Annotated in this window: 22 protein-coding genes and 1 pseudogene; 11 read left to right on the forward strand and 12 right to left on the reverse strand. The window is 70.5% G+C overall.

Annotated elements, in window-relative coordinates:
- Nucleotides 1–33: 33 nt before the first annotated feature.
- From ACFOWZ_RS38135 to ACFOWZ_RS38145, 3 genes are read left to right on the forward strand one after another with little or no spacing between them, the layout of a single operon-like run.
- Nucleotides 34–1,902: a histidine kinase gene (locus tag ACFOWZ_RS38135; protein ID WP_382378822.1), complete on the forward strand. Its 1,869-nt coding sequence runs from the start codon at nt 34–36 to the stop codon at nt 1,900–1,902.
- Entirely contained in the window at nt 1,890–2,525 is a 636-nt protein-coding gene (locus ACFOWZ_RS38140) for a response regulator transcription factor (protein WP_382378823.1), read from the forward strand. Before ACFOWZ_RS38135 ends, ACFOWZ_RS38140 begins: the two co-directional genes overlap by 13 nt.
- A 55-nt stretch (nt 2,526–2,580) precedes the next feature.
- Nucleotides 2,581–3,021 (forward strand): GNAT family N-acetyltransferase, encoded by a 441-nt coding sequence (locus tag ACFOWZ_RS38145; RefSeq protein WP_382378824.1) that lies wholly within the window; start codon nt 2,581–2,583, stop codon nt 3,019–3,021.
- On the opposite strand, the gene ACFOWZ_RS38150 is transcribed toward ACFOWZ_RS38145, so the two are convergent.
- The 3 genes from ACFOWZ_RS38150 to ACFOWZ_RS38160 form a co-directional block, all read right to left on the reverse strand.
- Nucleotides 3,022–3,738: an anti-sigma factor gene (locus tag ACFOWZ_RS38150; RefSeq protein ID WP_382378825.1), complete on the reverse strand. Its 717-nt coding sequence runs from the start codon at nt 3,736–3,738 to the stop codon at nt 3,022–3,024.
- Nucleotides 3,735–4,331: a sigma-70 family RNA polymerase sigma factor gene (locus ACFOWZ_RS38155; RefSeq protein WP_382378826.1), complete on the reverse strand. Its 597-nt coding sequence runs from the start codon at nt 4,329–4,331 to the stop codon at nt 3,735–3,737. The genes ACFOWZ_RS38150 and ACFOWZ_RS38155 overlap by 4 nt, the downstream gene beginning before the upstream one ends.
- Nucleotides 4,332–4,394: 63 nt before the next feature.
- Entirely contained in the window at nt 4,395–6,086 is a 1,692-nt protein-coding gene (locus tag ACFOWZ_RS38160) for a cytochrome c biogenesis protein DipZ (protein WP_382378827.1), read from the reverse strand.
- 176 nt (nt 6,087–6,262) lie between these two features.
- Here ACFOWZ_RS38160 and ACFOWZ_RS38165 point away from each other — a divergent pair, with 176 nt between their 5' ends.
- The gene (locus ACFOWZ_RS38165; protein ID WP_382378828.1) at nt 6,263–6,913 is read left to right on the forward strand and encodes a fasciclin domain-containing protein; all 651 of its coding nucleotides are present in this window, start codon (nt 6,263–6,265) and stop codon (nt 6,911–6,913) included.
- Here ACFOWZ_RS38165 and ACFOWZ_RS38170 read toward each other — a convergent pair.
- Nucleotides 6,880–8,196, reverse strand: a complete 1,317-nt coding sequence (locus ACFOWZ_RS38170; protein ID WP_382378829.1) for a cation:proton antiporter — start codon at nt 8,194–8,196, stop codon at nt 6,880–6,882. The two genes, ACFOWZ_RS38165 and ACFOWZ_RS38170, sit on opposite strands and share 34 nt — an antisense overlap.
- 220 nt (nt 8,197–8,416) lie before the next feature.
- Here ACFOWZ_RS38170 and ACFOWZ_RS38175 point away from each other — a divergent pair, with 220 nt between their 5' ends.
- From ACFOWZ_RS38175 to ACFOWZ_RS38195, 5 genes are all read left to right on the forward strand, one after another.
- Entirely contained in the window at nt 8,417–9,055 is a 639-nt protein-coding gene (locus tag ACFOWZ_RS38175; protein WP_030467236.1) for a response regulator, read from the forward strand.
- Nucleotides 9,052–10,113, forward strand: coding sequence for a sensor histidine kinase (locus ACFOWZ_RS38180; protein WP_382378831.1), 1,062 nt, complete (start codon nt 9,052–9,054; stop codon nt 10,111–10,113). Before ACFOWZ_RS38175 ends, ACFOWZ_RS38180 begins: the two co-directional genes overlap by 4 nt.
- Before the next feature lie 83 nt (nt 10,114–10,196).
- Complete coding sequence (locus ACFOWZ_RS38185) at nt 10,197–10,688, forward strand: LppU/SCO3897 family protein (RefSeq protein WP_382378832.1); 492 nt, start codon at nt 10,197–10,199, stop codon at nt 10,686–10,688.
- A gap of 32 nt (nt 10,689–10,720) precedes the next feature.
- Nucleotides 10,721–12,259, forward strand: coding sequence for a sensor histidine kinase (locus tag ACFOWZ_RS38190; protein ID WP_382378833.1), 1,539 nt, complete (start codon nt 10,721–10,723; stop codon nt 12,257–12,259).
- The gene (locus tag ACFOWZ_RS38195; protein WP_382378834.1) at nt 12,256–12,912 is read left to right on the forward strand and encodes a response regulator transcription factor; all 657 of its coding nucleotides are present in this window, start codon (nt 12,256–12,258) and stop codon (nt 12,910–12,912) included. The genes ACFOWZ_RS38190 and ACFOWZ_RS38195 overlap by 4 nt, the downstream gene beginning before the upstream one ends.
- A gap of 102 nt (nt 12,913–13,014) precedes the next feature.
- Here ACFOWZ_RS38195 and ACFOWZ_RS38200 read toward each other — a convergent pair whose 3' ends face one another.
- Nucleotides 13,015–13,569 carry a hypothetical protein gene (locus ACFOWZ_RS38200; RefSeq protein ID WP_382378835.1) on the reverse strand — a complete coding sequence of 185 codons (555 nt, stop codon included), beginning with the start codon at nt 13,567–13,569 and terminating at the stop codon, nt 13,015–13,017.
- Between the two features lie 212 nt (nt 13,570–13,781).
- Between ACFOWZ_RS38200 and ACFOWZ_RS38205 the strand changes: the two genes are divergently transcribed.
- A complete protein-coding gene (locus tag ACFOWZ_RS38205) occupies nt 13,782–14,684 on the forward strand; it encodes a S1 family peptidase (RefSeq protein WP_382378836.1) in 903 nt (300 codons plus the stop codon).
- Here the strand turns inward: ACFOWZ_RS38205 and ACFOWZ_RS38210 are convergent.
- Nucleotides 14,681–14,899, reverse strand: a pseudogene (locus ACFOWZ_RS38210) (BBE domain-containing protein). The gene ACFOWZ_RS38205 and the pseudogene ACFOWZ_RS38210 sit on opposite strands and share 4 nt — an antisense overlap.
- Nucleotides 14,900–14,906: 7 nt before the next feature.
- On the reverse strand, nt 14,907–15,545 hold the full coding sequence (locus ACFOWZ_RS38215) for a TetR/AcrR family transcriptional regulator (protein WP_382378837.1): 639 nt from the start codon (nt 15,543–15,545) through the stop codon (nt 14,907–14,909).
- Between the two features lie 108 nt (nt 15,546–15,653).
- Here ACFOWZ_RS38215 and ACFOWZ_RS38220 point away from each other — a divergent pair, with 108 nt between their 5' ends.
- Nucleotides 15,654–16,436: an SDR family NAD(P)-dependent oxidoreductase gene (locus ACFOWZ_RS38220; protein ID WP_382378838.1), complete on the forward strand. Its 783-nt coding sequence runs from the start codon at nt 15,654–15,656 to the stop codon at nt 16,434–16,436.
- 29 nt (nt 16,437–16,465) lie between these two features.
- On the opposite strand, the gene ACFOWZ_RS38225 is transcribed toward ACFOWZ_RS38220, so the two are convergent.
- The 5 genes from ACFOWZ_RS38225 to ACFOWZ_RS38245 are packed head-to-tail and all read right to left on the reverse strand — an operon-like array spanning nt 16,466 to nt 21,544.
- Nucleotides 16,466–17,362, reverse strand: a complete 897-nt coding sequence (locus tag ACFOWZ_RS38225) for a quinone oxidoreductase family protein (protein ID WP_382378839.1) — start codon at nt 17,360–17,362, stop codon at nt 16,466–16,468.
- On the reverse strand, nt 17,347–18,213 hold the full coding sequence (locus ACFOWZ_RS38230; RefSeq protein ID WP_382378840.1) for a dioxygenase family protein: 867 nt from the start codon (nt 18,211–18,213) through the stop codon (nt 17,347–17,349). Before ACFOWZ_RS38230 ends, ACFOWZ_RS38225 begins: the two co-directional genes overlap by 16 nt.
- 3 nt (nt 18,214–18,216) lie before the next feature.
- Nucleotides 18,217–18,984, reverse strand: coding sequence for a citryl-CoA lyase (locus ACFOWZ_RS38235; protein ID WP_382378841.1), 768 nt, complete (start codon nt 18,982–18,984; stop codon nt 18,217–18,219).
- Nucleotides 18,981–20,111: a CaiB/BaiF CoA transferase family protein gene (locus tag ACFOWZ_RS38240; RefSeq protein ID WP_382378842.1), complete on the reverse strand. Its 1,131-nt coding sequence runs from the start codon at nt 20,109–20,111 to the stop codon at nt 18,981–18,983. Before ACFOWZ_RS38240 ends, ACFOWZ_RS38235 begins: the two co-directional genes overlap by 4 nt.
- Nucleotides 20,111–21,544, reverse strand: coding sequence for an amidohydrolase family protein (locus tag ACFOWZ_RS38245; protein WP_382378843.1), 1,434 nt, complete (start codon nt 21,542–21,544; stop codon nt 20,111–20,113). The genes ACFOWZ_RS38240 and ACFOWZ_RS38245 overlap by 1 nt, the downstream gene beginning before the upstream one ends.
- Between the last annotated feature and the right edge of the window lie 60 nt (nt 21,545–21,604).

Raw genomic sequence — 21,604 nt, forward strand, 5'->3', positions numbered from 1 at the left:
GTCGGCACGGCGGACGGCTGCGACCATGGGGCGATGCGCGTCGTCCTGTTCGGGCTCGCGGTCGCTGCCGAGGTGGCCGCCGTGGTGCTCTCGTGGGGACGCGAACCCGTCTACGACACGCTGATGTACGCGGTGTCCACGACCGTGATGGCCGGTGCCGGTGCGGTGATCGTGCGGCGCAGCCCGGTCGGCTGGCTCTTCCTCTGGTTCGCGCTGCTGAACGCGGTCGGTGCGGACCTGTGCCAGGCGCTCGGGTTCCACGGCTGGGTGCTCGGGTTCTGGGCGACCTACACCCAGTGGATCCCCAGCGGCTTCGGCTGGACGCTGACGTTCCTGCTGTTCCCCGACGGTCGGCTGCTCGGCAGGGGCTGGCGCGCGGTCGCGTGGCTCGGCGGGCTCGGCACGGTGCTGACGATCGCCGGGTGGTCGTTCGGGCCGTCGATCGCCCAGAGCCTGCCCGGCGGGCACAACCCGTTGCTCGTCCCGGGATTGCCGGCCGAGGCCTTGTTCACGGCCGGGATGCCGCTCTACATCGGGGCGCTGGTCGCCTCCGCGGTGTCGTTGCTGGTGCGGCTGCGGCGGTCGCGCGGTGTGCTGCGGCAGCAGTTGAAGTGGTTCGTGTTCGCGGCGGTGCTCGCCGCGGTGATGCTGCCGCTGTCGTTCGCGCTCTGGTACGTCACGCCGCTCGCGGGACTGCTCGCGGCGGTGCCGTTGATGGCGCTGCCGGTCGCCGCGTCCGTCGCGATCCTGCGGTACCGGCTCTACGACATCGACGTCCTGATCAGCCGCACGGTCAGCTACACCGCGCTGACGGTGCTGCTCGCGGCGGCCTACGCGGTGACGGCGGTCGTGCTCGGCACGGTGCTGGGAAGGGGGTCGGCGTGGGTGACCGCGGCGGCCACTCTCGTTGCGGCACTGGCGTTCCGGCCGTTGCGAGCGCGCCTTCAGGACGTGGTCGACCGGCAGTTCAACAGGGCTCGCTACGACGCGGTGCACCGGGTCGAGGCGTTCCTGGAGGACCTGCGTGCGGGCCGCGCGGCGCCTGAGGACGTGCGTGACGTGCTGCGGGAAGTGCTGGGCGATCCGGCGCTGGAGCTGCACATCGACGACGTTCCGTCCGAAGTGGAGGGACAGGGCCGGGTGGTGGTCGAGCGCGACGGACAACGGCTCGGCGTGGTCACCTACACCGTCGACGTCAACCCGGTGGTGCTGCGGCAGGTCGTCGAGACCGCGGGGCTGGCAGTGGAGATCGTCCGGCTGCGGGCGGAACTGCGCCGTCAGCTCGCCGAGGTGGAGGCGTCGAGGGCGCGCATCGTCGCCGCGGCCGACGCCGAGCGTCGCCGCATCGAACGGGATCTGCACGACGGCGCCCAGCAACGGCTGGTGGCGATCGGACTGGCGTTGCGGCACGCGCAGCACCAGCTCACCACCGACGGGCAGGGCGCCGTGCAGACGTTGGACGCCGCCGTCGACCAGGTCGCCGAGGCCATCGCGGAGCTGCGTGCCCTGGCCCACGGACTTCCGCCCGCCCAGCTCGACGCCGGTCTCGCGCCCGCGTTCCAGGACCTGGCCGGCCGCGCGCCCGTGCCGGTGTCGGTCGACGTGCCGCCGGAACGGTTCGGTACCGGCGCCGAGGCCGCCGCGTACTTCGTGGGCTGCGAAGGTCTGACCAACGCGGTCAAACACGCGGGCGCCACGCGGGTGGAGCTCACCGCCGCGCGCCGCAACGGGACGCTGGTCGTCACCGTGTCGGACGACGGCGTGGGCGGGGCGTCGCTCGGTGACGGCTCCGGCCTGTCCGGGCTCGTGGACCGGTTGGAGGCACTCGGTGGCACGCTGCGCATCGACAGCGCTCCGGGTGCGGGGACGACGCTGACGGCGGAGGTGCCATGCGGGTCGTGATCGCCGAGGACCAGGTGCTGCTGCGCGAGGGTCTGGTGCGCCTGTTCACCGACGGCGGCCACGAGGTCGTGGCCGCTCTGGGTGACGCGGAAGGGCTCGAGAACGCCGCCGCCACCGCGGACCTCGTCGTCGTCGACGTCCGCATGCCACCGACGTTCACCGACGAGGGCGCCCGCGCGGCTCGTGCCCTCAAGGAGAGTCGCCCCGCGCTCGGTGTTCTCGTGCTGTCCCAACACGTCGAGACCACGCACACCGCCGACCTCATCACCCTGGGCGGCTTCGGGTACCTGCTCAAGGACCGCGTGCTCGACGTGGCCGACTTCCTCTCCGCCGCCGATCGCGTGGCCCGCGGCGGGTCGGCGCTCGACCCGCACGTCGTCGCCAGCCTCGTCGGACGCAAGGGGCCGCTCGACGCGTTGAGCGACCGCGAACGGGCCGTGCTCGCGCTCATGGCCCAGGGCCTGACGAACAGCGGCATCGCGAAACGGCTGCACCTGAGCGAACGCACGGTCGAGGCGCACGTGCGGCACCTGTTCACCAAGCTCGACCTGCCCTCGGACGTCGACGGGCACCGCCGGGTGCTGGCCGTGCTCGCTCACCTGTCGCCCGAAGTGGCCTCTTGAGATACGGGCGGAATGGGCCTTCTGGGAGGCCACTTGGTCCGCGAACATCGTCGGCGTGACCACTCAACACACGATCAACGTCGCTGAGCTGCAGGGCGAGGACACCGCACTGGCCTACGAGGCGCTCCGCGAACTGCGCCCGCACCTCACGTCGGTGGAGGACTTCGTCGAGATCGTCCGCACGCAGCGGCGGGAGGGCTACCGGCTCGTCGGGTCCTTCGACGCGTCCGGCCGGGTCGTGGCGGTGGCCGGGTTCCGGCACATGACGAACCTGTACTCCGGGCCGCACCTCTACATCGACGACCTGAGCACGCTCCCGTCCGCGCGCAAGCAGGGCCACGCGGGCGCGTTGCTGCGGTGGGTCGACGAGGAGGCACGCCGGCTCGGGTGCGCGGAGGTGCACCTCGACTCCGGCGTGCAGCGCCACGACGCGCACCGGCTCTACCTGACCTCCGGGTACGTCATCCCCGCGCACCACTTCGCCAAGCGCCTCTGATCACGCGAGGGGGATCTCCATCAGCGCGTCGCCGGTGGGAACCTGCGAACCTCCTTGCGGCTCAACGGTGATCGCGACTTTCCGGGCGTTCGACAGTCCCGTGGCCACGAGGGGTGCCGACGGGGGTGCGAGCAGTCCGGCGGAGTGGGGACCGTCGCTGTCGATCAGCCACAGCTGGTACACGTGGTCGGCGGGTGGCGCCGGCATGTCCTTGCTCACGAACAGGAGTTCGTTGCGGCTGGCCGACACGACGGCGGTGGCGGTCGAGCCGTTCGGGCCGCTCGCGTTCACGAGCCGTGCGTCCGGAGTGGACAGAAGATCGGAGAACCGGCTGTACTGGCTGGAGAGCTGGGCGAGCTGATCTCTGTCCGACTGCGTGCCCTGCACGGCGACGAACGCGACGGCGACCAGGCAGGCCGCGGCGAGCAAGCCGCCCGCACGGCCCCACCCGCGAGCACGGGGCAGGCGCGGGGTGTGCGGGGAGAGCTGCCGGGTCTCGGCCGCGGCGGCGAGCACGCGCGCGCGGAGGTGGGGCGGCGGCGGGAAGTCCACCGCCGCACCGAGGCGGGTGGCCGTGGCCGCGAGCTCGGCGACCTCCGTGGCGCAGCTCTCGCACCGCGCGAGGTGGGTCTCGAACGCCGTTCTCTCGGTGTCGGACAAGGCGTTCACGGCGTAGGCGCCGGTGAGCGTGTGCAGGTCGACGGAAGTGGTCCTCATCCGGTCACCCCCATGCAGTCGCGGAGCCTGATCAGGCCGTCGCGCATTCTGGTCTTCACCGTGCCGAGCGGAAGGCCCAGCAGGCTCGCGACCTCGGGATACGAATAACCCTGGTAGTAGGCGAGCAGCACGGACTCGCGCTGCAGGTCGGTGAGGAAGCTCAGGCACCGGCGCACCTGACGTTGTTCGAACCGCCCGGACACCTGCTCGCTCACCTCGTCGAACGGTCTGGCGGGGTCGAGACGTGCCGCGTGCTCCTCGCGGTGGGACGCGGCCTGGGCGGAGCGGACGCGGTCGACGGCCCGCCGGTGCGTCAGCGTCATGATCCAGGTGTTCGCGCTGCCCCTGCCGGGATCGAACCTGGTCGCGGTCCGCCACACTTCGAGCATCACCTCCTGGAACACCTCCTCCGACTGCGCCTGGTCCCGCAGGACCCGTCTGATCAGGCCGAACACCGAGCCGGACACGACGTCGTACAGCCGCTCGAACGCGTTCTCGTCGCCGCGTGCGACGAGGGGCAGCAGGTCGTCGGCCGTCGGTCCGGCCGGACGTCCGACGTCGGCACTGCTCAGCGACCGCTCGCGGTTCGGCATCTGAAGTCCTCTCCTGGGCGTTGTCACCTGGTGTTCGGAGCGGCCGCCCGCTTGGATCGGTGTTCAGCCGAAGGTGAAGGAGTAGGCCTGGACGCCGGGGCTGACGGTCGCCGTGAGCACGCCCGCCTCGATCCGTTCGGTCGTCAGCAGCTGGTACGAGTTCGGGGTGCCGTCGACCTGGAGGGTTTTCGACTGCCCGTTGTGCTCGTAGGTGACGGTTCCCTTGCCGGACAACACCATCCGCACCTGCTTGGCGCGGTAGTCGAGCCGGATCCGCGCGTTCTCGGCGGTGGGGGAGATGTGCTGGCTGGTGAGCGTCCAGGCGCCGTCGAGCGCGAAACTGTCGTCGGCCTGGTTCTGCGGGAACCGGAAGGACTTCTCACCGGTGGTGTAGGTCTCGGTGCCGGCGAAGTTCACACGTTTGGTGGACCCGAGGTAGGTCTCCCTGGTGATGTCGGCGACGACGGGGGTGTCGTCGGCCAGTTCGGTGGCTTCCGGGAGTTTCCGGGTGGGGTCGGCGTCGGTGAGCAGCTGCCTGATCAGCTTCTCGGTGGTGCGGTAGTCGCCCTCGCCGAACTTGATGTGCCGCACGGTGCCCCGGGCGTCGACGAGGTAGTGCGCCGGCCAGTAGCGGTTGCGGTAGTTGGTCCAGGTGGCCAGGTTGTTGTCGAGTGCGACCGGGTAGGTGATGCCGAAGTTCTTCGCGGCGGCCTGGACGTTGGCCGGTTCCTTCTCGAACGCGTACTCCGGTGAGTGAATGCCGACGACCTGCAGGCCCGCGTCGCGGTAGGCCTTGTCCCACGCGGTGACGTGCGGCAGGGAGCGCTGGCAGTTGATGCAGGAGTAGGCCCAGAAGTCGATCAGCACGACCTTGCCGCGCACGGCTTTCAGGTCCACGCCGGGGGAGTTGAGCCATTGCGTGACTCCGGTGATGTCCGGCGCGGTGCCGCAGCTCTCCAGTTCGGCGGCGCCGTCGGAGCACTTGTCGAGGTCCTTGTTCTGGTCGTTGACCAGTCCGCCGAGGTTCAGCGCCTTGCGGACCTGCTCGGAGTTGTTCACCCTGGCCTGGAGGTCGCTGGTGTAGTCAGGGATCACGCGTTGCAGGAGCTGCGGCAGGTTGAACACCAGTCCCACGGCCAACGCGATCATCACGACGCCCGCGGTGATGCGGACAGCCCGCTGGCGCTTGCGGAACGCCTGCACCCGTTCGGCGACGCGCTGCCCGGCGAGCGCGAAGATCAGCAACGGGATCGCCGCGCCCACCGCGAACGTCAGCGTCAGCACCACGGTGTCCGCGCCGACTTTTCCGGTGGACCCCGCCACGGTGATCGCCGCGAGCACCGGACCCGCGCACGGCACGTACACCGCGCCCAGGGCCAGGCCCAGCGCGAACCCGCCCTTGTTCGGATCCGGGCTGCGCTGCGGAATCCACGTGAACGGCTTCTCCAGCAGCTGCTCGAACCGCGGCACGACCAGGCCCGCGCCGATCAGCGCGAGGACGACGATTCCAGCCCAGCGCAACACGTCCTGCGGCAGGCCCAGCACGGACAACAGCAACGAGCCGAAGAGCGTGACCAGGCTGAAGCTGACCACCAGCCCGGCGATCACGAGGTACGGCCTGGCGGTGCGTTTCCGTTCCGTGCGGGCACCTTGTGCGCCACCGGAGAAGAAGATGACGGGCAGGACGGGCAGGATGCACGGCGAGATGCCGGTGACCAGTCCGCCGATCAGGCCGATGAGACCGAGGGTCAGCATGCCCGTGCTTCGGAGCCGGGCCGCGCGCGGATTGCCGTTGTGCTGGGGAGATCTGGTTGATCGTCGTTTGTGGACAGTGCGGTTGGTAACGGATTCATAACCACGCCAATCCGTTCCGCGGGGCGTGGCGAATCCCCGGCAGCAACCGCTCGACCACTCCTTGGAGATGTCCTGTCATGAACAAGACCGTCCGCAGCACCGCCCTGGCCATCGGCGCGGCCTCCCTCACCCTGTTCGCCGCTGCCTGTGGCTCGGGCGACATGGCGAGCAGCAGCTCCAGCACGAGCTCCACCCCGACCTCGACGGCGCCCTCGTCGTCGGCGATGGCGGACCCGGCCCGCGACCTCGTGGGCCCCGGCTGCGCCGACTACGCCAAGCAGGTCCCGTCCGGCGCGGGTTCGGTGGCGGGCATGGCCGCCGACCCGGTCGCCGTCGCCGCGAGCAACAACCCGCTGCTCACGACGCTGGTCAGCGCGGTGTCCGGCAAGCTGAACCCGAAGGTGAACCTCGTGCCGACGCTGAACGGCTCGGAGTTCACGGTCTTCGCGCCGGTCGACTCGGCGTTCGCGAAGATCGACGCCGCCACGATCGAGAAGCTCAAGACCGACGACGCGTTGCTGACCAAGATCCTCACTTACCACGTGGTGCCCGGTCAGATCTCACCGGACAAGATCGCCGGTGACCAGAAGACCGTGCAGACCGGCGTGGTGAAGGTGACCGGGTCCGGCAACGCGCTGAAGGTCAACGACGCCAACGTGATCTGCGGTGGCGTGCACACCGCGAACGCGACCGTCTACCTGATCGACTCGGTGCTGCTGCCGGCCTGACCGGGATCAGCCGGCTGGACCGTCCGCGGTTCAGCCGGCCTTCTCCGCGCTGCCATCAGCTGTGCGACCGGCCCGGCGCCGATGCCGTGCAGCGCAACGCTTCCGAGCACGCAGACGACGGTGATCGTCAGGATCGTGTCGGCCGCCGTGCCCTCCGGCAGCTTGTTGAACGCCAGCAGCCCGAACACGATCGTGGTCGTCCCGCGCGGCCCCAGCGCGCCGATGAGCGTGCGTTCGCGTCCGGACAACTTCGACCCGGTCAGCGAGAGCAGGACCGGCACGAACCGGATCACCGTGAGCACGGCGGCGCAGAAGAGCACTTCCTGCCACGAGACGCCCAGGGAGAAGATGAGGACCGCCGAGATGCCGACGACGAACCACATCGTCATCGTGAGCAGCCCGGTGACGTCCTCCAGCAGGTGCAGATCGGTGTTGAGGGAGTCGGTGCGTGCCTCGGCGCGTCCTTTGTGGACGTGACGGGCCTTGAGGATCCGGTGCACGTACCGGAACGCGATGCCGCAGACGAAGGACGCGACGAACCCGTTGCCGTCGATGGCGACGGTCGCGGTGTAGGTGAGCAGCGGCGCCAGAAGCACCGCGACCCGCGCCGACTGGTCGCTGACCCAGCCGGCCTGGTGCGCCCGGTCCATCAGCCAGCCGAGCAGAGCGCCGATCACGACACCGGCCACGAGCGCCTTGATCGCGAAGGGCAGCACCGTCGCCAGTGCCTCGAGCGGCGTGCGCGTCTCGGACGTGCTGCCGGCCAGAATCAGCGCGAAGAGGAACAACGGCGAGACGATGCCGTCGTTGTAGCCGCTCTCGACGTTCAACGTGCTGCGCACCCGCACCGACAACGCCGGGTCGCGCACCACCCGTTCCGCCGGAGCGAAGTCGGTCGGCACCGTCACGCAGGCGACCAGCAGGAGAACGGCCCACGGCAGATCGGGGAACAACAGCCACCCCGTGAGCGCCGCCAGTGCGAGGCTCACCGGCATGGCGACCAGCAACACCCTCGCCACGAGCCCGGGGTAAGCACCCCACAACCGTCCCGCGCGCACCTCGGTGGCGTCGACGAAGAGCAGGACGGCGAGGATGATCTCGGCCGCGTGCTGAGACGCCTCCGTGTTGAGGCCCTCGGCGATCGCGCTCACGTTGAACAGCCCGACCGCGACACCGGCCAGCACCATCACGATCGGCGCGCCGAGGTACCACCGGTCGAGGCGGTTCGCCGCGAGTGATCGGACCACCATCGCGAAGGCCGCGGCGAGCAGCAGCGTGTTCATCCGCCCATTTTCACCCACGTGTCCTATCAGGACAGGCGGAGGGGCGGGTTTCCCCGCTGGCTTGACCGGGTGGTGCGGGCCAACTGGTCGTGAAATCGCACCCTCCTGCGCAACCCCGCCGACGCCCCCCGACCGGCTGGCCCCCTCCAGCCAGTCGGGGGACACCGAGCCGCCGACCCCCGGATGGCCGTCCACCCCGGGTCTCGCCGACACTGGGCCCATGGTTCGTGTGATCGTCGTCGACGACGAGGAGCTGGTGCGCTCGGGATTCCGCCTGATCCTCGAGGCCGCGGGCGACATCGAGGTCGTGGCGACGGTGCCGGGCGGGCAGGCGGTCAAGGAGGCGGGACTGCACCAGCCCGACGTCGTGCTGCTCGACATCCGGATGCCCGACGTCGACGGCCTCACGGTCCTGCGGCAGCTGCGCGGGTTCCAGAAGCCGCCGGTCGTGGCGATGCTCACGACGTTCGACTCGGACGAGTACATCGCCACGGCGCTGCGGTCGGGGGCGGCCGGGTTCATCCTCAAGGACACGGCGCCTGACCAGCTCGCCCAGGTCGTCCGCACGCTCGCGGCCGGTGGGGTTGTGTTGTCGCCGAAGGTCACGCGGACGGTCGTGGACGGGTACCTCGGGTCGGGTGCGGGGTCGCCGGCGGCTTCGCAGGTCGATCGGCTCACCGAGCGGGAGCGGGCGGTGCTCGTGCTGATCGCCGAGGGGCTGTCCAACTCGGACATCGCCGGTCGCATCCACATCAGCGTCGGCACGGTGAAGGACCACGTCTCGGCCATCCTCACCAAGCTCGGGGTCGGCAGCCGGGTGCAGGCGGCGCTCGTGGCCCAGCGGGCGGGCCTGCTGTGAACCGGGCGCTGCTCGTCAACGCCGGGGTGATCGCGACAGCGGCCGTCGAGACGGCGCTCAACCAGCCCGACGATCCGCTGATGATCGCGCTGGCGGTGCTGGCCGTCGCGGCGCTGTTCGTGCGCGAGCGGTGGCCCGTGGCGGCCTTCCTGGTCACGCTGCCCGCGCTCGCGGCCATCGGTGCCGTCCTGCCGCCCGTGGTCGCGCTCTACTCCGTCGCCCTGCGCCACTCGAACCGGTACCTGCTCGCCGGCTGCGGGCTGCTCGCCACCGGCGGGTACCTCTTCCCCGGCGCGGACATCCTCCTCGAGGTCCCCGGCACGGACGTCGTGCTCGTCGTGATCTACGCGGTGATGGTGGCGACCGCGCCGATCTTCTTCGCCCGGCTGGTGCGCGCGCTCGCCGAGGTGCGGGAGGCGCGTGAGCACGAACGCGAGCTCGACGCGCAGGCCGTGCTGGCGAGGGAGCGCAACCAGCTCGCCCGCGAGATGCACGACGTCGTGTCCCACCAGGTCAGCCTCATCGCCGTGCAGGCGGGCGCGTTGAGCGTCTCGACCACGGACCCGAACGCGAAGACGGCGGCCGAGAACGTCCGCAAGTTGTCCGTCGACACGCTCGACGAGCTGCGGCACATGGTGAACCTGCTGCGCGCGTCCGGCACGGCGGGCAACGAGCTCACGCCGCAGCCGAAGTTGTCCGATGTGGACAGACTGCTCTCCGGCAGCGGCATCGAGACCACGCTGACGGGTGCCGCACCCGACGGCATCGACTCGGCGTACCAGCGCACGATCTACCGCACGATCCAGGAGGCGCTCACCAACGTCCGCAAGCACGCCCCCGGCAGCACGGCGGCGGTCGACATCGCGCAGGACGGGAGCGATCTCACGGTGACCATCACCAACACCGCGCCGACCCGCCCGACGCTCGCGTTGCCGAGCGCGCGGCACGGCCTCGTCGGGCTCCAGGAACGGGCCGCGCTGCTGGGCGGGTCGATCACGACGGCGCCGACGTTCGAGGGCGGGTTCCGGCTCCAGCTGCGGCTGCCGCTCACGAGCTGACGCGGAACGCAAGTCCCTCATCGTCTCGATCGCGAAGACGTTCGCCGTCGCCTGGACCGCAGGCCGCGGCCGTAGTCACGGGTATGAAGAAACCAGTTCTGGTCCTCGCGGTGCTGGCCGTCGCCGTCGCCGCGGCATTCGTCTTCGTGCAGTTCGCCGGCGGACCGCAGGCGAAAGCCGGTGAGTGCGTCACCGTCACCAACCGCACCGAGGTCGCGAGCACGGGCTGCGCGGCCGACAACGCGAAGTTCAAGGTCGGCAGGGTGCTGCCCGACTCCGGCGCGACCTGCCCCTCGGGGGACGACGAGTACGTCCAGGTCACCCCGAGCGGCGGCGGCAAGCTCTGCCTGCTCCCCAACCTCGTCGAGGGCGCGTGTTACAAACCCTCCGACGACGAGGACAGCTGGGGCAGAGCGACCTGCTCGGGCGAGGAGACCGTCAAGGTCACCAAGGTGATCCCCATCGCTGGGGACGCCTCCGGATGCCCGGACGACGGCGACGACCAGCTGTCGATCGTCTACCCCGAACCGCCCACGACCTACTGCCTCGCGCCGGTGCAGAAGACACCGGCCTAAACCAGGTGGTCGCGCGGTACGTATCCCCGGACATGAGCGGATCTCGGACCGGGGCGGCCACGCGGGTGGTGGCGCTCGGCCGTGAGCTGGCTCTGCTCGCGTTCGCGGGAGCCGTGACCTTCACGGCGACCCTGTACGTGACGGTGTCCTGGGGACCCGCCTCGTGCAACGTCCCGTCCGTCGGCGCGCTGGTCGCGGGCGCCGCCGTCCTGCCCGTCGCGCTCCGGCGCCGGCTGCCCGTGGTGGCCGTGCTCGCCGCGGCGGCGTTGTTCGGCTGGTACCCGGCGACCGGCGTCACGCTGGCCATCACGTCCTACAGCGTGGCGGCACGGGTGCGGCGGACCCGGTGGCGGGACGGCGTCCTGACGGCGGCCGGCCTGGTGCCGTTCACGATCGGGCTGATCGGGTCCGGGTTCCAGTGGCAGGTCGTGGTCATCGAGTTCGGCATCGCCGCGATGGTGACCGTCGCCGGCCCGATCGTCGTGCACACCCTTTTCGCGCAACGCGAACAGCTGATCAGCGCGCTGCGGGAGCAGTCGCGCTACGCCGGATCGACCGCACGGCTGCAGGAACGCTCCCGCATCGCGCAGGAGATGCACGACCTGCTCGGTCACCGGCTGAGTCTCATCTCCCTGTACGCGGGCAGCCTGGAGATGGACGCCACCCAGCACGTCAGCGAACCCGCGCGGCTCATCCGGACCACCGTGCGCACGGCGATGAACGAGCTCAGGGCGACGCTGGGCATCCTGCGTCAGCCCGAGCCCGCCGCCACCAGGCCCGCCGACCACACCGGCACCAAGGCCGACCTCTTCCAGCTCGTGCGGCAGACCCAGGACGGCGGGATGCACGTCACCCTGAGCTGGAACGGTCCCGATCTGTCCGAAGTGGCCAGACCGGTGCGGCAGGCGGTGCACCGGATCGTGCGCGAGGGGCTCACCAACGTGTGCCGTCACGCTCCGGGCGCGCGGGCGGAAGTCGTGGTGGAGCACGGGAACGACCGCGTGCGCGTCGCGGTGTCCGACGACGGACGCGGCGGCGCGGCGGCACCGGGCACCGGACTGGGCCTCGCCGGCGTGCAGGAACGCGTCCGGTTGCTGGGCGGCACGTTCGCGGCAGGACCGTTGCCGGGAAGGGGGTTCCGCATCACCGCCGAGCTCTCGCTGGCCGCGACGACCCCTCTCGCCCCGGCGGCGGAGACTCCGGAGGCACCGGAGGTCGACTTCGCCCGTGCCGGCATGTCGGCCGTGCTCGCGACGGGGCTCATCGGCGCGGTCGCGATCCTCGTCGTCACCTTCAACACGGTGATGTTCACCGACATCGCGGACCAACGCCCCGTTTTCGAGACGCTCCCGCTCGGCAGCACCCGTGAACAGGTCGCCGAGAACGTCGGGTGGGACAGCCAGATCGCCCGCATGGCCTCTCGCGGCGTGGAGCCCGTGCCGCCGCCGAACGTCGACTGCACCTACACCTACACCGAAGAGAACGGGACTGCCGTGGTCGAGCGCTACTGCTTCCGCAGAGATCTGCTCGTCCAGAAGTCCCGTTTCGTGCTGCCGGGAGCGAGACCGTGATCAACGTGATGCTGGCGGACGACGAACAGCTGCTGCGCGAAGGCGTCCGGCTGGTGCTGCGCCACGCCGAGGACATCCGGGTGACCGCAGAGGCGGGCGACGGCGCCGAGGCCGTGCGCCTGGCGTGCGAGCACGACGTCGACGTGGCGCTCGTGGACATCCGCATGCCGGGCACCGACGGCCTGACCGCCGCCGAGCAGCTCGCGGAACGGGCGCCCGCGGTCAAGGTCGTGATGCTGACGACGTTCGGGGAACAGGAGTACATCACCCGCGCGCTGAGGGCCGGAGCCGCCGGGTTCCTGTTGAAGGACAGCGGTCCGCAGGAGCTGATCCACGCGGTGCGGGCGGCCGCGCACGGCGGTGCGATCCTCTCGCCGCGCATCACCAAGGACCTGATCGCCACGCACCTGACCGCGGCCGACAGCCGCAACGTGAAGGCGCAGCGGCTCGTGGACACGTTGAACGACCGCGAACGCGACGTGCTCGTCCTGGTCGGCGTCGGCGCCTCGAACGCGGAAGCCGCGCGCCTGCTCTTCATGGGCGAGGGCACCGTGAAGACCTACGTGAGCCGCATCCTCGCGAAGCTGGGCTGCGCCAACCGCGTGCAGGCAGCGATCATCGCCCACGACGCCGGCCTCCTGCCGACCGCATGAGGCTGTTGCGAACACGGGGAAGGAGCTCAGGACCGCCGTGCCTGAGCTCCTTCCCCGCTGTGCACTCGCCTGCCGGCCCGGCGCGGTCTCAGGCGAGTGTCGTCACGCGGCGCACCTGCGCGCCGCCGCGGCCGCGTCGTTGGAGCGCTTGTTCTGAGCGGCCACGGCCTTCCTCGCCTGCGCGGCGCGGTTGGCCTGCGCGGTCGCCTGTTGCTTGGCCCTGTTCGCCGCCGCGGCGGCCTGGTTCGCCTGGTTCTTGTCGGCCTGCTGGCCGGTCTGCTGGGCCTTCTGCGCCGCAGCCTGGGCGGCCCTCGCGGCGTTGTTGGCCCGCTGCTGGGCCCGCTTGGCGTTGTTCACGGCCCGCTTGGCGGCCCGTTGTGTCCGTCCCGCCTGGTTCCTCGCGTTGGCGGCGGCCTGGTTCGCCTGCTGCCTCTGCTGGGCGTTGCAGTTCGCCTGACGGCTGGAGCTCGCGGTGGGATTGGCACTGGCACTGGCACTCGTGCTCGCGGTCGGACTGGCGCTGGAACTCGTGGTCGTGGTGGGGCCGGCGCTGGAACTCGTGGTCGGGCCGGCGGTGGCGATCCCGACGGTTCCGAAGCTCACCGCTGCCGCCATCGCCGCGACCAGAACGCCCCGCTTCACTTTGTTCTCAAGCATGTCCGCTTCCTTCCTGTCCGGCTCTCACCGAGCCTCTCGACGGGGAAGTACGGGGACTTGATCGCCTGACGTTCACCGGTTTCGAGGCCTCGAAACGATCGGGGACACACCTGGGCCGACCGTCTGTCAGATCGAGACGATCGGCAACTTGTCGCTGCCGCACCACGAATTCCACTGTTTGAGCATTCGCGGACTTCACGAGAGGGCACCACATGGGCAAGCACCACAACGACGGCCGCAGGGCCAAGGCGATCGGCGCGGCCATCGGTCTCGTCGCCGTGGCGATCACCGTGACCACCTTCACCGCGAGCCAGGCAGCGCCGCAGCAGCGCACCGCGCCCGAGCAGGCGACGGAGACGTTGCGGCAGAAGGCTTCTGTCACCGGCACGGCGTGGGCGGTCGACCCGGACACCAACGAGGTCCTGGTCACCGCGGACAGCACCGTGACCGGGGACAAGTGGAACAACTTGAAGTCCACAGTGGACGCAATGGGTGCCGGGGTGAAGCTCCAGCGCACCAACGGCACGTTCCGCCTGTTCGCCGAGGGCGGTGACGCGATCTTCGCCGGCAACAGCCGCTGCTCGCTCGGCTTCAACGTCGTCACCGGCGACGGCCGTCCCGGCATCCTCACCGCGGGCCACTGCACGGCCGCGGGCAGGCAGTTCTCGTTGAACGCAGGCGGAAGGCCCGCGGCCACGGTCGTCGAGTCGACCTTCCCCGGCAACGGCGACTTCGCGCTGCTCACCTACAACAACCGCAACACCAACGCGCCCAGCGAGGTCGACACCGGCAACGGGGGCAAGGTGCGGATCCGGCGTGCGGCGGAGGCCAGGGTCGGCGCTCAGGTGCAGCGCATGGGCAGCACGACCGGACTGCGCTCCGGCCGCGTCACCGGGCTCAACGCCACCGTCAACTACCCGGAGGGCCGCGTCACCGGCCTGATCCAGACGACCGTGTGCGCGGAGGGCGGCGACAGCGGCGGGCCGATGTTCGCCCGCAACGGTGACGCGATCGGGCTCACCTCGGGCGGCAGCGGTGACTGCCGCAGCGGTGGCGTGACGTTCTTCCAGCCCGTCACCAAGGCGCTGGCGGCGGTCGGCGCGACCATCGGCTAGCACGGAACGGACTGCGCGAACGCGAACACGCGGTCCGGGTCGTACTCGGCGGCGATCTCCTACAACCGGGGGAGGTTGCCGCCGTAGTACGCCTCAGCCCAGTTCGGCAGCTGCGGGTCGATGTAGTTGACGTACCCGGTGTCGCCGACGAGCGCGTCCCGAACCTCACCCGTGGCGCGGGCGGCCTGTGTCGCGTTGCCGGCACGTGGTGGCACGACTTGATCACGGACGCGCGGAGGAGCTGCCGCCGTACCTGGCTTCCATCATCAGCACGGCCTCGTCCACGACGCGTGCCATCGATGCGTCGTCGGGAGACCAGTTCATGAGCAGCATCCGGGGCCAGAAGACGTAGTTGGAGATCATCCCGAGGAACTGGGTCGCTGCCAGCTCCGTGTCGTCCACCTCGGCTGTCCCCAGGGCGTTCTCGGTGTCGAGGTAGTGGCGCACCGAGTCGAAGTAGGGCATCTTGCCGCGCTCGAAGTGGGCCTCGCCCAACTCGGGGAAGCGCGGCAGTTCGGCGATGACGATGCGGAAGAGGGCGGCCATGCCGGGCTGGGCGAGGAGGGCGACGTACCGGCGGCCGATCGCCGTCAGGCCTGCCCGCAGGTCACCCGTCGGTGGGCGGAGGTCGTCTTCGTCCTTGACCCTCCAGGACTCCGTCACGATCGCGTCGAACAGCGCCGCCTTGGTCGGGAACTGCTTGAACAGGGTCGCCTTCGACACCCCGGACGCCTCGGCGACCTTGGCCAGTGACGTGCCGGCGTAACCGGCGTCGAGGAACAGCCGGGTGGCGGCCTCGATGATGGCTGCCCGCTTCTGCTCGGCGACGCGCCGGTGGTAGGTCGAGGGCTCCGTCGTCATGGACGTCATCCTACGCGAGGCGAGTCACTTGACTCACTATCGGTCGCGGGCCTAGCTTGGTGAGGCGAGTCACTCGACTCACCAATTTCCCTCAGGGAGGACCGCGTCATGGGACGCTTCGACCAGCAGACCGTTCTCGTCACCGGCGGCACCGGTGGGCAGGGCGCGAGCCATGTCCGGGCCTACCACCAGGAGGGGGCGAACGTCGTCATCGCCGCGCTCTCCGACGGGCCGGGCGCGGCACTCGCCGCCGAACTCGGCGAGCGGGCTTTCTTCGTCCGTCTGGACGTCACCGATGAGGACGCCTGGGCTGCGGCGGTCACCGAGACCGAACGCCGTTTCGGGCCGATCGCGGTGCTGGTCAACAACGCCGGCGTCCAGAACCCCGCGGTGCCGATCGAGGCCGTCGAACGGCGGGTCTGGGACCGCGTTCTCGACGTCAACCTCACCGGCACGTTCCTCGGCATCAAGGCCGTGACCCCGTCACTGCGCCGCAACGGCGGCGGAGTGATCGTCAACATCGCGTCCACGATGGCCCACGTCGGCACCTCGCTCTACGCGCCCTACGTGGCCAGCAAATGGGCGCTGCGCGGGCTCACCAGGACCGCCGCGCTGGAGCTGGGACGGGACGGCATCCGGGTCAACTCCATCCACCCCGGCGTCATCTCCACGGCGTTGATCACCGAGTCGATCGCCGGCCAGCCGCCCATCGCGGACTTCTACTCGGCGGAGCCGTACGCAGTCCCGCGGATGGGGACCCCGGCCGACATCACGGCTCTGCTCCTGTACGTCACCTCGGCCGCCGCTTCATTCGTCACGGGCTCGGAGTTCGTCGCGGACGGCGGGCTCCTGCTCGGCCCCGCCCTGCAGCCGGACACGACGGCGGCGTGACCGAATCACCAGCCCGGTCAGGTTTCTGCTCACGGGACCAGCACGATCCTGCCGTTGGTGTGACGGTGCCACGCGTCGGCGACGTCGGTGAGCGGCACCGCCTCGTGGTCGACGGTGAGCGCGCCCTGCACGGCGTACCGCGCGATGGTCGAGATGGCGTCGGACCGCTGCTGCGCGGTCAGTTCGTTGTTCGTGTAGCCGGACAACCGCAAGGAACGACTGCGCAGGACGGACGAGGTGATCGGGCAGGTTTCGCCCGCCGAGCCGCCGAGGTTCACCCACCGGCCGCCGGGACGCAGTGCCTGGGCGGCCGCGGCGGCGGGTGCGCCGAAGAGCGGGTCGAGCAGGAGGTCGGCGGTGATGCCGGAGAAGTCGGCGTCCAGCGCCAGCACCGTGTCGGCACCCGCTCGCATCGCCCGTTCGCGTCCCTCTGCCGAGCGCGCGGCGGCCACTACCCGCCCCGCCCCGGCGAGCCGGGCGAGCTGGATCGCGGCCTGGCCCACCGCGCCGGCCCCGAGCACGATCACCGTCTCACCGGCAGCGAGTTCGCCGCGCCACGTCAGCGCCATGTGCGCGGCGACCGCGGACAGGCCCAGCGCGGCGAGGGCCACCGGGTCGACGCCGTCCGGGAGGAACACCAGATCTTCGTTGCGCGCCACCGCCTTGGCGGCCATGCTCCCGTCGCCCGGCTTCATTCCGGCGGTCGTCGGGAACCACACCGCGCGTCCGCCGACCGTGCCGACGCCCTGCACTCCGGGAACGTAGGGCGTCGCGGGCACGCCGAAGTACGAGGTTCCGCTGGCGCACAACAGGTCCAGCGGCGTGATCGGTGCGGCCAGCACGTCGATGACGACCTCGCCAGAGGGTTCGTCGCGGTCAGCGAGTGACGGGGGCTGACCGGGACGCGTGATCAGTGCGGCTTGCACGGCTGGAGCACGAAGTCGTACCTGGCCTCGACCCACGGCACGGCGCACGTGGTGCCGTCCGGGGCGGGGCCGGGTTCGCGGTGGTCGTACCGGACCACGAGCTCCTGCTTGGTGCCGAACACGACGTCGCTGTCGAGGTACTCGGCGCCCTCCTCGAACAGGTGCGTGATCAACGGCTCGTGGCCGTCCGCGGTCAGCAGGAAGTGGACGTGTGCTGGGCGGAAGTGGCTGATCTCGGTCTGCCCGATCAGGTCGCCGACCGGGCCGTCCATCGGGATCGAGTAGCCCTTCGGCGCGATGGTGCGCACGCAGTAGGAACCGTCCTGCTCGGCCCGGTACTTGGCGCGCAGCCGGGCCTCGTCGACGTCGAGCTGGGCCTCGTAGGCGCCCTCCGCGTCGGCCTGCCAGACGTCGAGCACCGCACCGGGCACCGGGCTGCCGTCGAGCGAGCGGACGGTTCCGGTGATGTACAGCGGAGTTCCGGGCACGTCGTCGGACATGTCGCCGCCGAACCCGAGCTCGGGGGAGCCGTCGATGTGGAACGGCCCGAGCACGGTGGCCGGTGTCGCGCCCGGTGAGAACCGGTGGTTCATCTGCACGACCAGCATGCTCAGCCCGAGCACGTCCGAGGCGAGGATGAACTCCTCGCGCTTGGAATCGCTGATCTGCCCCGTCGCGGTGAGCCACTGGACCGCCGCCATCCACTCGGCCTCGGTGAGCCGCACCTCGCGGGCGAAGTCGTGCAGGTGACGGACGAGCGCTGTCATGAGCTGCGCGGTCCGCGGGTCCTTCGCGGTGCCCCAGCGCTGCTGTGCCAGAGCCGTGATGTTGTCCTCGGTGACGAGCTGCATTGCTCACTCCTCCAGCGGAGCTACGGACCGGGTGTTCGAGTCCACGGACAGGAAGATGTCGTTGGCGACGGGGTTGCGCAGCTCCTCGGCGAGCTGCCCGATCAGCCCGGCGGTGCGGGCCAGCAACGCGAAGCCCCTCAGGAGTTCCAGCGGCAGGCCGAGGTCGGCGAGCACCGCGCCGCACGTGCCGGCGCCGTTGAGCGGCAACGTCTTCCCGAGCACCTGCGGGTGAACGCGCCCGATCGCGGCGAACAGCTGGAGGTGCGGCCCGGTGAGGCCTTCCTCCTCGGCGATCTCGTAGAGGCGGGCGGTGCGCGGGTCACCGTTCTTGTGCACGTGGTGGCCGAGACCGGGAATGCGTGCTTTGCCTTGGGCCGTCAGGGTTTCCAACGCGAGGGCGTCCCAGTCGGTGCGCGTGGCGTTGGCCGTGACGACGGCGTTGAGGAACCGGCCGGCGTCCTCGGTGACGCCGAGGAACCGGGAACCGCCGCCCAGCAGACCGGCCGCGAGCGCGCCCTGCACGGAATCCGGCGCCGACAGGAGCGTCAGGCGGCTGACGATCGCGGTGGGGGTGAAGCCGTGGTCGGCGAGCGCGGCGAGAACGGCCTCGAACAGCCGCGTCTCGCCGGGGCTCGGGCGGCGCTGGGTGGCGAGCCAGAACGCCAGCTCGCCGAACCCGACGGTGCCCATGACGTCGCGGGCGAGGTCGTGGCCCAGCAACGTGATCGTGTCGGGGGTGGAGGCGCCGAGCGCGGTCTCGTACGTGGTCACTGCTGTTCCTCCTTCAGCCACGCCCGCAGCTCCGCCCCGTGCTCGTCCAGCCCCGGCGGTGGCAGCTCGTACACCGCCGGCGTCTCCGAGAACCTGATCGGGTGCCGGGTCGTCGGCACGTCGCCGACCACCACGACCGGGTCGAGCCCGAACCGTTCCGCCATGGCGAACCCGCCGTCGATCGTGTTGATCGGCCCGCACGGCACCCCTGCCGCGACGAGCAGGTCGAACCACTCCACGGCGCCACGGGTGCGCAGGCGTTCGACCAGGACCGGGCGAAGCTCCTCGCGGTTGCGGGTGCGGTCGGCGTTGCGGGCGAACCGCGGGTCGTCCGCGACGCCGTCCAGGCCGAGCACCTCGCACAGCCTGCGGAACTGGCCGTCGTTCGCGGCCGCCACGATGAGGTCGTTGTCGGCGGTGGGCAACGGTTCGTACGGGAAGACGCTGGGGTGCGCGTTGCCCATCCGGAACGGCACGACGCCGCCCGCGACGAACGCCGAGCTGTGGTTCACCAGGCCCGTCAACGCCGACGACAGCAGGTTCACCTCCACGAGCTGGCCCACCCCCGTCGCGTCGCGGTGGCGCAGCGCGGCGAGGATGCCGATCACTGCGTGGTTGCCCGCCATGACGTCGAACACCGAGATGCCCGCGCGGTAGGGCGGGCCGTCCGGGTCGCCGGTGAGGCTCATCAGGCCGGAGATCGCCTGCACCATCAGGTCGTAACCGGGGACGTGCTTCCCGTCGCCCGAACCGAACCCGGTGATCGACGCGTAGACCACCCGCGAGTTCTCCGCGCTGACGCTCGCGTGGTCGAGCCCGTACTTGGCGAGGCCGCCCGGCTTGAAGTTCTCGATCACGACGTCCGCGCGGCGGGCGAGCTCACGGCCCAGTGCGGCGTCTTCCGGGTCGCGCAGGTCCAGGGCGATGGACCGCTTGCCGCGGTTGATCCCGAGGTAGTAGGTCGAGACGTCGTCGCGCACCGGCGGCATCCACGTGCGCGTCTCGTCTCCGGACGGGCCTTCGACCTTGACGACCGAGGCGCCCATGTCGGCCAGCAGCATCGTCGCGTACGGGCCCGCGAGCACGCGGGAGAAGTCGGCGACGAGCAGGCCTTCCAGTGGGCCCATCAGACGGAGGTCCTCGTGTCGCCGCGGTACTCCGTGTACGTGTACGGGTTGTCGAGCACCTTCGACTCGGGGATGTCCGGGTTCATGCCCTTCTGCCACGCCTCCTCACCGAGTTGTGCCCGCAGGTGTTCGACGGTCTGCTCGACCTGGGAACGGATCGCCTGCAGGTCCACGCCGACCAGTCTGTGGTCGCGCTTCACGATCCGCCCGTCGACGATCACCGTGTCCACATCGGACCGTTGCGCCTGGAAGGCGACGTGCCCGTACGGGTTCAGCACGGGGAACATCGCGGGGGAGTTCTCGTTGCGCAGCAACACGATGTCGGCCTTCTTTCCGACTTCCAGACTGCCCAGGTCGGACGAACGGCCCAACGCACGCGCGCCGCCCGTCGTCGCCCAGTCGACGACGTGCTCGGCCCGCAACGACGAGTGCGTGACGGTGTCGTTGCGAGCGTGCGCGGCCATGTGTTCCCGCGCCCGGTCGGCGCCCAGCGTCGTGCGCATCGCGGAGAACAGGTCGCCGCTCCACCACACCGAGGTGTCCATCGACAGCGACACCGGGATGCCGTGCTCGCGGATCGCCCACGTGGGCGGGTAACCCTGGCCCGCGCTCTGCTCGCTCTCGGTCGACACGGAGATCGACCCGCCGGTCGCCGCGATGCGGTGGTACGAGTCCGCGGACAGCGTCGCCGCGTGGACGTAGATCGACTGCGGGGTCATGAACCCGTTGTCGTGCATCAGCCTGATGCCGTCGTCGTTGGTCGCGCCCCACACGCCCGCGTGCGTGGTGACGGGGACCCCGAGCTCGCGTGCGACCTCGAAAGCGGGCTTCTCGGGGAACGAGGGGTCGCCGGTGACGTCGAACGCGAGCTGGAAACCCAGCATGTCGTCGCCGGTGATGCGGCGGGTGACGAAGTCGCGGAACTCGGGCTTCGCGGTCCAGGAGGCGGGGGAGTCCTGGATGTTGCCGTAGGCCAGCACGAACCGGCCCGGCACCGCCTGCAACGCGTCGACGGCGGCGTCGGCGTGGTCGGTGGTCTGCAGGCCGTGCGACCAGTCGACGGTCGTGGTGACACCGGCGTCGAGGGCCTCGGCCGCGCCGAGCAGGTTGCCGGCGTGGATGTCCTGCGGCCGGAAGACCTTGCCCCACTCCAGGTAGTACCAGACGAAGTACTGGGTGAGCGTCCAGTCGGCGCCGTAGCCGCGCATCGCGGTCTGCCACATGTGCCGGTGCGTGTCGATCATGCCCGGCATGACGATGCCGTTCGCAGCGTCGATCTCGACGGTGCCTTCCGGCACCTCCAGCCGCGGCCCGATCGCGGCGATGCGGTCGTCCACGACCAGCACGTCGTGATCGTTGAGCACCTGATGTGCGCCGTCCATCGTCAGGACGGTGCCGTTCCTGAGGACAACTGGACGTCTTTCGCCGACCATCGGGGGCCTCCTCGACCGGCATGCGGACAAGTGTCCGTTGAATCGTCAACCTTCCCCGGC

This window comes from Lentzea rhizosphaerae (genome assembly GCF_042649515.1).
Taxonomy (GTDB): domain Bacteria; phylum Actinomycetota; class Actinomycetes; order Mycobacteriales; family Pseudonocardiaceae; genus Lentzea; species Lentzea aerocolonigenes.

Coding starts and splice junctions, on each gene's coding strand:
- ACFOWZ_RS38135 (WP_382378822.1), top strand. CDS start 34: ATGCGCGTCGTCCTGTTCGGGCTCGCGGTCGCTGCCGAGGTGGCCGCC.
- ACFOWZ_RS38140 (WP_382378823.1), top strand. CDS start 1,890: ATGCGGGTCGTGATCGCCGAGGACCAGGTGCTGCTGCGCGAGGGTCTG.
- ACFOWZ_RS38150 (WP_382378825.1), bottom strand. CDS start 3,738: ATGAGGACCACTTCCGTCGACCTGCACACGCTCACCGGCGCCTACGCC.
- ACFOWZ_RS38155 (WP_382378826.1), bottom strand. CDS start 4,331: ATGCCGAACCGCGAGCGGTCGCTGAGCAGTGCCGACGTCGGACGTCCG.
- ACFOWZ_RS38160 (WP_382378827.1), bottom strand. CDS start 6,086: ATGCTGACCCTCGGTCTCATCGGCCTGATCGGCGGACTGGTCACCGGC.
- ACFOWZ_RS38165 (WP_382378828.1), top strand. CDS start 6,263: ATGAACAAGACCGTCCGCAGCACCGCCCTGGCCATCGGCGCGGCCTCC.
- ACFOWZ_RS38170 (WP_382378829.1), bottom strand. CDS start 8,196: ATGAACACGCTGCTGCTCGCCGCGGCCTTCGCGATGGTGGTCCGATCA.
- ACFOWZ_RS38175 (WP_030467236.1), top strand. CDS start 8,417: ATGGTTCGTGTGATCGTCGTCGACGACGAGGAGCTGGTGCGCTCGGGA.
- ACFOWZ_RS38185 (WP_382378832.1), top strand. CDS start 10,197: ATGAAGAAACCAGTTCTGGTCCTCGCGGTGCTGGCCGTCGCCGTCGCC.
- ACFOWZ_RS38190 (WP_382378833.1), top strand. CDS start 10,721: ATGAGCGGATCTCGGACCGGGGCGGCCACGCGGGTGGTGGCGCTCGGC.
- ACFOWZ_RS38200 (WP_382378835.1), bottom strand. CDS start 13,569: ATGCTTGAGAACAAAGTGAAGCGGGGCGTTCTGGTCGCGGCGATGGCG.
- ACFOWZ_RS38205 (WP_382378836.1), top strand. CDS start 13,782: ATGGGCAAGCACCACAACGACGGCCGCAGGGCCAAGGCGATCGGCGCG.
- ACFOWZ_RS38215 (WP_382378837.1), bottom strand. CDS start 15,545: ATGACGACGGAGCCCTCGACCTACCACCGGCGCGTCGCCGAGCAGAAG.
- ACFOWZ_RS38220 (WP_382378838.1), top strand. CDS start 15,654: ATGGGACGCTTCGACCAGCAGACCGTTCTCGTCACCGGCGGCACCGGT.
- ACFOWZ_RS38230 (WP_382378840.1), bottom strand. CDS start 18,213: ATGCAGCTCGTCACCGAGGACAACATCACGGCTCTGGCACAGCAGCGC.
- ACFOWZ_RS38240 (WP_382378842.1), bottom strand. CDS start 20,111: ATGGGCCCACTGGAAGGCCTGCTCGTCGCCGACTTCTCCCGCGTGCTC.
- ACFOWZ_RS38245 (WP_382378843.1), bottom strand. CDS start 21,544: ATGGTCGGCGAAAGACGTCCAGTTGTCCTCAGGAACGGCACCGTCCTG.